At 37.5% G+C, this 7568-nt stretch carries 9 protein-coding genes; 7 read left to right on the forward strand and 2 right to left on the reverse strand.

Annotated elements, in window-relative coordinates; genetic code table 11:
* From ACTHJT_RS14765 to ACTHJT_RS14790, 6 genes are all read left to right on the forward strand, one after another.
* Positions 1-417, forward strand: a 417-nt coding sequence (locus ACTHJT_RS14765) for a hypothetical protein (protein ID WP_440239554.1), incomplete at its 5' end; no start/stop codon positions are given.
* 63 nt (positions 418-480) lie between these two features.
* Positions 481-1350, forward strand: coding sequence for a glycosyltransferase family 2 protein (locus ACTHJT_RS14770; protein ID WP_440239556.1), 870 nt, complete (start codon positions 481-483; stop codon positions 1348-1350).
* A 13-nt stretch (positions 1351-1363) separates the two neighbouring features.
* Positions 1364-2263: a hypothetical protein gene (locus ACTHJT_RS14775; protein ID WP_440239558.1), complete on the forward strand. Its 900-nt coding sequence runs from the start codon at positions 1364-1366 to the stop codon at positions 2261-2263.
* Positions 2264-2281: 18 nt separating this feature from the next.
* Entirely contained in the window at positions 2282-3073 is a 792-nt protein-coding gene (locus tag ACTHJT_RS14780; protein WP_440239560.1) for a glycosyltransferase, read from the forward strand.
* On the forward strand, positions 3066-3821 hold the full coding sequence (locus ACTHJT_RS14785; RefSeq protein ID WP_440239562.1) for a glycosyltransferase family 2 protein: 756 nt from the start codon (positions 3066-3068) through the stop codon (positions 3819-3821). Before ACTHJT_RS14780 ends, ACTHJT_RS14785 begins: the two co-directional genes overlap by 8 nt.
* Before the next feature lie 2 nt (positions 3822-3823).
* Entirely contained in the window at positions 3824-4873 is a 1050-nt protein-coding gene (locus ACTHJT_RS14790; RefSeq protein ID WP_440239564.1) for a glycosyltransferase, read from the forward strand.
* Here ACTHJT_RS14790 and ACTHJT_RS14795 read toward each other — a convergent pair.
* Both ACTHJT_RS14795 and ACTHJT_RS14800 read right to left on the reverse strand, forming a co-directional pair.
* Positions 4853-5965, reverse strand: a complete 1113-nt coding sequence (locus tag ACTHJT_RS14795) for a polysaccharide deacetylase family protein (protein ID WP_440239566.1) — start codon at positions 5963-5965, stop codon at positions 4853-4855. The two genes, ACTHJT_RS14790 and ACTHJT_RS14795, sit on opposite strands and share 21 nt — an antisense overlap.
* Positions 5966-5969: 4 nt before the next feature.
* Complete coding sequence (locus tag ACTHJT_RS14800) at positions 5970-7211, reverse strand: O-antigen ligase family protein (RefSeq protein ID WP_440239568.1); 1242 nt, start codon at positions 7209-7211, stop codon at positions 5970-5972.
* A 100-nt stretch (positions 7212-7311) separates the two neighbouring features.
* Between ACTHJT_RS14800 and ACTHJT_RS14805 the strand changes: the two genes are divergently transcribed.
* Positions 7312-7568 (forward strand): sigma factor (locus ACTHJT_RS14805; protein WP_440239570.1); only part of this gene is annotated, 257 nt, incomplete at its 3' end.

Below are 7568 nucleotides of genomic sequence, written 5' to 3' on the forward strand. Positions count from 1 at the left end.
TTGATTTTAATAGCTGTTTCCATCTTTATGCTGGTCGCCTTTACCAAAGCAGCGCAGATCAATTGTGATTACCTTGATATTTCCGCAATAGCATTGTGGGGTATTGTTTGTATTGGCGCCATATACAACCTGATTACAACAAAAAAAATAGACATTACAAAAACCGAGGTGGTTGTTCACCCGCTCATTGGTAAAAATAAAACACATGCATTCTGCAAGGCCTTATGCTATACAATCATGAACAAAAGGGATCACCACTACAACTGGAAGGAAATCACTATTTTTTTTAATTCCAGAAAAATCCATGTGAGCTCATTTCAACATAAGGATTATGTAGACATCTACAATCAATTAATTAAAAACGGCATTCCGGAAAAAAAGCCCGAAGAAAGTCATGCAGTGAGCAGCAGTTACTAATGTTACTGTTTTATTAAATTGAGTATCCCTACTTTTACTTATCTTGCGGTAAATTGAGGGATTATGAAAGTTGCAGGATTTACCTTTATTAGGAACGCCATAAAATATGATTACCCGATCGTAGAAGCCATTACTTCTATATTGCCTGTTTGCGATGAATTCGTTGTAGCAGTGGGCAGTTCTGAAGATGAAACAGAAAAGCTTATTTTATCCATAGGGTCTCCTAAAATAAAAATCATTCATACTGTCTGGGACGAGTCTTTACGCGAAGGCGGTAAAGTACTTGCTGTAGAAACGGATAAAGCGATGGACGCTATATCCGATGATGTGGATTGGTGTTTTTATATCCAGGGTGATGAAGTTGTACATGAAAAATATCTGCCAGCCATTCAGGAAGGCATGCAAAAATATGCATTGAACAAAAACGTTGAAGGGTTACTTTTCAAATACGAACATTTTTTTGGCTCATATGAATATGTGGGTGATGCACCCAGCTGGTACAGGCGTGAAATCCGCATTGTACGAAAAGATCCGCAGATCCGTTCTTACAAAGATGCACAAGGTTTCCGGAAAGCAGGCAGAAAACTATTTGTAAAACAAATTGATGCCTTTGTATATCATTATGGCTGGGTAAAAAATCCGCATTACCAGATCGAAAAGGCAAAATCATTTTCAAAATACTGGCATAGCGACCAATGGATTGAATCAAAGATTCCGGAAATTGAAATGTTTGATTATTCAGAAGTTGATTCGTTAAAAGCATTTACTGGTACGCATCCGCAAGTGATGATCCCACGCATTACCAGACAAAACTGGAAATTCAAATTCGACTTCAGTAAAAAGAAACTTTCTTTTAAGAATAAATTCAAGGCTATTGTTGAAAGCCTGACTGGCTGGAGAATCGGCGAATATAAAAACTATAAAAAAATATAAATAACAATAACGGATGAATTACCTGGTTTATCAATCCTATGGCAGCACGGATATTTTGAATGAATGCTGTTATTCTATATTGAGCTTATTAAAACACGGATTTAACCCTGATAAAACTCACATCGTTATTTATACAGACAGAAAAGAATATTTTTCTTTCCTGCCATCTTCTTACATAACGTTTGTTGAGATGGATGCTGCAACAATAGAAGATTACAAAGGGCCGCATAAATTTATACACAGAGTTAAAATTAAAGTATTACAGGATTGCTCGGCACGTTTCACCGGAAAAATTATCTACACAGATTCTGATATTTATTTTTTAAATCCGATTGAATCATTATTCGATCAGATCGGACCGACAGACTTTCTGATGTGTAATAACGAAGGACGTGTGGATGTTGTAAAAAACAACGTATGCAAAAAATTCTTTGCATTCCTTTCTTCGCACGCCTCCTATTTAAAAGAAAACAATACTCCTATTCCTGTAAATGTAACAATGTGGAATGCCGGTATTATAGGATTCATTTCTCCCAGGGAAGAATTACTTGACAAGGTTCTTCATACGAACGATGTCATTTTTGACAAATTCACTTCGCATGTAGTAGAGCAACTTGCATTTTCGCACCAGCTGGCACAACATGGCACCATACATAAATCTACCGACTATGTATTTCATTACTGGAAACTAAAAGAATTCAGAATGGTACTTGCGGAGTTTTTTGCGCATCACCTGCCTGCACATACAGTGGCAGAAATGATCCTGGATGTAGATTCCATACGTCCGGATGTATTGATCCAACCTAAACTCGAATATGAATCCCTTTCATTTATATCGAAAAACTTACGAAAACTAAGAGGCAGGAAAAACCGTTGGAAATTCCCTCCGTATGTTATTGGTCAGAAAAAATAAACGTATTCATCTTTATAAATGAAAGCATCTGTTATCATAGGCTATTATAAAAAAATCAATTACCTCGAACTTATCCTGCAGGGTTTAGCGCTGCAGACCTTCAACGAATTTGAAGTTATTATTGCCGAAGATAATAATGATCCTGCCACTAAAACATTTATTGAATCCTATCAGAAAAAAGTTTCTTTCCCGCTTAAAGTAGTGCAGCAGGAAGACAAAGGTTTCAGAAAGAACAGGATTTTAAATGAAGCTATCCGTCAATCTGCCGGAGAAGTGCTTATTTTCTTTGATGGCGATTGTATCCCGCATAAAGAATGTATTAAGGAACACTATATCAACACAACGGAGAAAGGCATTCTTTCAGGAAGAAGAGTAATGCTTTCCCCATCCATTACAAATCGTTTACTTGTTGACAAAACATTCACATCCCTCTCCTATTTTAAATTATTACTATCAGGTTCAAAACATATAGAAGAATCGATTTATCTTCCTTATTCCTGGATTCCGAAAAAGAAAAAACGCGGACTTTTAGGATGTAATTTTTCTATTTTAAAAAAGGCGCTCGTTGAGATTAATGGTTTTGATGAAGACTATGAAAAAGCTGGTGTAGGCGAAGATTCAGACATTGAATGGCGCCTTTTAAAATCAGGTTATTCCATTGTACCGATCAAATTCAAAGCGATCGTTTATCACTTGCATCATGACTCAAATTATCAGGAAAGTGATGTGCAGTATAATACGGTAATCATGAACAGGAAAATAAAAGAAGGTCTTATCTTTTGCATAAACGGATTAAACAGGCATGCATAACCCAACAAATATATCGGTTGTACTGATCACTTTTAACGAAGAAAATAAAATCAAAAAAACAATTGAAGCCGTTTCTTCCTTAACGGATGATATCATTGTGATCGATTCTTTCAGTACTGATGCTACTAAAGACATCTGCGAAAGCTTAGGGGTTACGTTTATTCAAAAAACATGGACGGGATACGGCAGTCAGAAAAATGCCGGACATGTATACGCGAAATACGATTGGATCTTATCCATAGATGCTGATGAAGTTGTATCAGCAGAATTGCTGCAGGAGTTAACGAACTTGAAATTCAGTTCTGAAAAACAGGTTTTCAATATTCCTTTTAAAACTTATTTCTGCAATACACTAGTTCGTTACGGCGGCTGGAATCCGCAGTTTCATATCCGTTTGTTCAATAAAAAATATACAGAATGGGATGCGCTGGCTGTACATGAAACATTAAAGCTATCTGCCGATACCGATATTGTAACACTTACAGGAACGATTCATCACTATTCTTACGATTCCCTGGAAGACTATACTGCAAAGTCTGAAAAATATACGGATCTGTTTGCACAGCGTTTAAAAGAACGTGGCAAAAAATCTACCTGGATTAAAGTATACCTGAGTCCGGCATTTACATTCATCAAAGAATATTTTTTCAAACTTGGATTGCTGGATGGTGCAATGGGCTTTAAAATTGCCTGCCTGAATTACCATTATACCAAAAGCAAATACAGCAAACTCAAAAAGATTCAGTAGGTATGCGTATACTGGAAATAAATACAGAGCGTTGCTGGCGCGGAGGCGAAAAGCAAACACTACTGACCGTTGAAGGACTGCTTCAGCTGGGTCATGCAGTAACATTGCTTTGTAAAAAAAACTCTTCCTTACATACAAAGGCACTTGAAAAAAACATTCCCCATGTTACTGTTTCATCAAATATTGGTTTGTTGTTTTACTTAATTTACAACGCTTCGTCATTTGATATTATTCATACACATACAGCAAAATCATTAACATCCTGCGTTGTTTCAAAAATATTTCATTCAACAAAAATTGTCTTTTCCAGAAGACATTATAAAATCCCTTCATCGGCATTTTCAAAATGGAAATATAATGCAGCACATGCCATTACTACTGTATCAGCGTATATAAAATCACAGCTGACTGCAGCTGGCATTACAGTACCTGTACAAGTCATTTATGATGCCTCTGTTTTCATAGAGCCAAATACTATCCGGATTCAAAAAGAATATAACACATACTTACAAACGGGAAAAAAGATGATCGCTGCCACGGCTGCTTTCGAACAGGAAAAGGATCCTCATACACTCGTAGAATCTATTGCGCTGCTGCACGCGCAACGCAATGATTTTATCTTTTTGCATTTTGGCAGCGGCAGTTTAAAAAATGAGATCGAAGAGCTTGTTAAAATAAAAGGCCTGGAATCCGTGTACTTTTTCCCGGGGCAAACGCCAGCCATTGAAGAGCTGTATTCCATGTTTGATGTCTTTGTGATGACCTCCAGGAATGAAGGGTTCGGCAGCAGTGTGATCGATGCTTTCCTGAATAAAATACCTGTAGTAAGCACCAATGCAGGAGGTTTAAAAGAACTCGTTGAAAACAGAGGTTATCTTGCGGATGTTGGAGATGCTGAAACAATAACAAGCTATTTAAATACTTGTCTGGATAATCCCTCTGATATATATATCAATAGTGCTTACACATTTGCTGTTACTGAATTGTCAAGTACTACAATACAAAAACAATACGAAGCTTTATTCCTTACCTTAGCTCAGCCAACGGTATAACCAGCCTGATGCAATATTCGAATTGATCTTTGTAAGCCAGATCAGCTTTACTGCTGTTACTTTTCTTAATTCCATCCTGTAAATAAAATCAGGATTCAAGCTGCGGGTATTTGTTCCCTTCTTACAAGTAAAAAAATAACTGATGCCTAATGCCTTCATCCAGGGCATGGATATTTTTGTCTGGTGTCCGTAAGGCCAGGCAAAGCCAATGGCTTTCTTGTCGCGCAGGTTTTGTTCAATATGAGTAATATTTTCAGTCATATCTTTTTCCACCCGCATTTTAAATTCTGTTTCTGAGTACGGATAAATATGCTGCATCTTAAACTCTTTTGTAAAAAAACTACGCGCTTGTTTAAGAATTTCTTTCTTTGGCTTAGTGATGAGATTTTTCTCGAAAAAATCTTTAAACAAATCACTACCTGCTGTATCCAATATATAGCCTTGTGCTGAAAGCTCGCCGCGCATTTTAAATAGCGGATAACCGGGCCTGGCTTTACCATTATGCACAAACTTATCGCCTGCTGAAGTAAAGGATTCCTGCACAATGTTTTTGAATGTTGTATCAGAAAAAACCATTCCATGCCGGTGTGAATGGCACTGAATATCTGCCAAACCCGACGCTTCCATTTCACGCATTTCTTCCCAGGTAAAATACTGGCTACTGGAAGCATCCCGCTGCTGAAAATAATTTTCAATTAATGCTGCATTTACCACATCCGATTTTTCAATAGCTTGAATACTTCTGTCTGCATGTTCTTTTATAAAAAGTGTATTAACAAAGAAAATAGCTTTAAGCTTATATTTTTTAAGCAGGGGAAATACGATGGAATAATTATCGTAATACCCGTCATCAAAGGTCAATATCAACGATTTCTTCGGAAGCTTTTGATTCGCTTGCCTGAGAGCCTCTACTTCTTTTAGTGTATAGGTTTTGTATCCATGCTTTGACAAATAACGAAAGAAAGCTTCCAGTTGTTCAGGTTTCGTATTTGAATCCGGATTCACCTGATGAAACAGCCAGATCGGCACGCCTTGTCCAGAGCATGCAAAAAATAAAATCAAACAGATACATCCAACAATCAGCCAGGTCATATTTTTATTTTGAAGCGATACGAATATATGCAATGCTGAATAATAAACTCACCAGTACAATTCCCTGCTGCAGTTCCAATGTAGCTTCAGATAAGAAAGATGTATATGCGCCTACCAGTACGGCTACGCAGAGCAAATCATTCAGCACCTCTTTGCGAGTTACCGGATAAACCAGGCAGATCAGGAAAATGATTAATCCTGAAAAACCTAAGGCTGTAAATACGTACACAAACTGATTATGCGGGATGAGCCAGTTGTGCTGGTCAATATCAGGATATTCTTTCTGGTACACTTCATTCATTGCCTGCTGCACATCTCCGCTCCCAACACCGATCACAGGGTGCTCTGCGCCTATCTGCGCGCCAATTTTCATAGACAATAAACGGTTCCCATCCGAATAATTATTCACACTTTTACCTGTAACAAAACGGCTCACATCGCGAATCATGTAATCTACTTTGTTATGCAATGATGGCACGAAAAAATACATGGAAACGAGAAAGGCACACACAGCCGGAATCAGCCACAATAATTTTTTATTTCCGCTTTCCAGCACTTTTATAAACAGCCAGACAAGGCCCGTGGCATACAGTGCCAGCAAGCCACTGCGTATAGATAGAATATGAATAAAGATAAAAATAAAAATCCCCATGGCTGCAACTAATCGCCTCTGCAATGGTGTAGAAAGTACCGTTGAACTTGTATAGGCCTGCACTACGGCATAACATGCTATTGAAAGCAATAAGCTGTAACGGATATGTTCAATGATTGTAGGGATTGTTTTTGCATGCTTATAAGATTCCGTAATCTCTTTATAATGCATGAGGTAATAAGCGAAACTGCCTATTGCCGTTGCTGTACACAAACAGATAAACAGTAAAACAAGTATGTCGACCGACCTGCGGTTCACAACCTCCTGCATGGCCATAAAGCCCAGAGGTAAAAATAACAAAGGTATTTTTACCTGAATCCGCTCTAACCAGTATGCATAATCTTCGGTCCATATACCTCCGATTAAATAAATAAACAGTATAGGAGCCAGAAACAACAGGACCAGGCTTCCTTTCTGTTTCAGCGGATTGAATTTCCAGCCCTGATTGAGGAAATACAGCAGTACGATACCAATCATACCGATGCTGATCATAGCTCTTGAAAAAAAGATTCCGGTAAGTGCTATGCTTCCGGCAGTTATAAACCAGTAATTGAGAAATGATGAAGACTGAAGATTTTTAAAGGATATTTTCATGAAAGGACTTGAGTCATTTTCTACAACTTTAACAAAAAAGTGTATATTTGATATTAGTTACAAAACGATAGCGTTTGTAAATATAGACAATATTGATTGAATGGAGGAGCAAAATTCCAAAACCAGATATAAAAGTAAGGAAGAAAAAGACAGCCTTTTTGAAAAGGAGTTTATGCACCTCATTGGACCACTTTATAACTTTGGTTACCGGTTAACCTTGGATGAAGATGATGCAAATGACCTGGTACAGGAAACCTTTTTGAAGGCTTATCGTTTTTTTGATTCATACGAAAAGGGAACTAATGCCAAAGCGTGGTTGTTTAGAATCCTGAAAAACACCTTTATAAATGAATATCG

It is taken from the genome of Cytophaga sp., from assembly GCF_051961495.1.
In the GTDB taxonomy this organism is placed as follows: Bacteria; Bacteroidota; Bacteroidia; order Cytophagales; family Cytophagaceae; genus Cytophaga.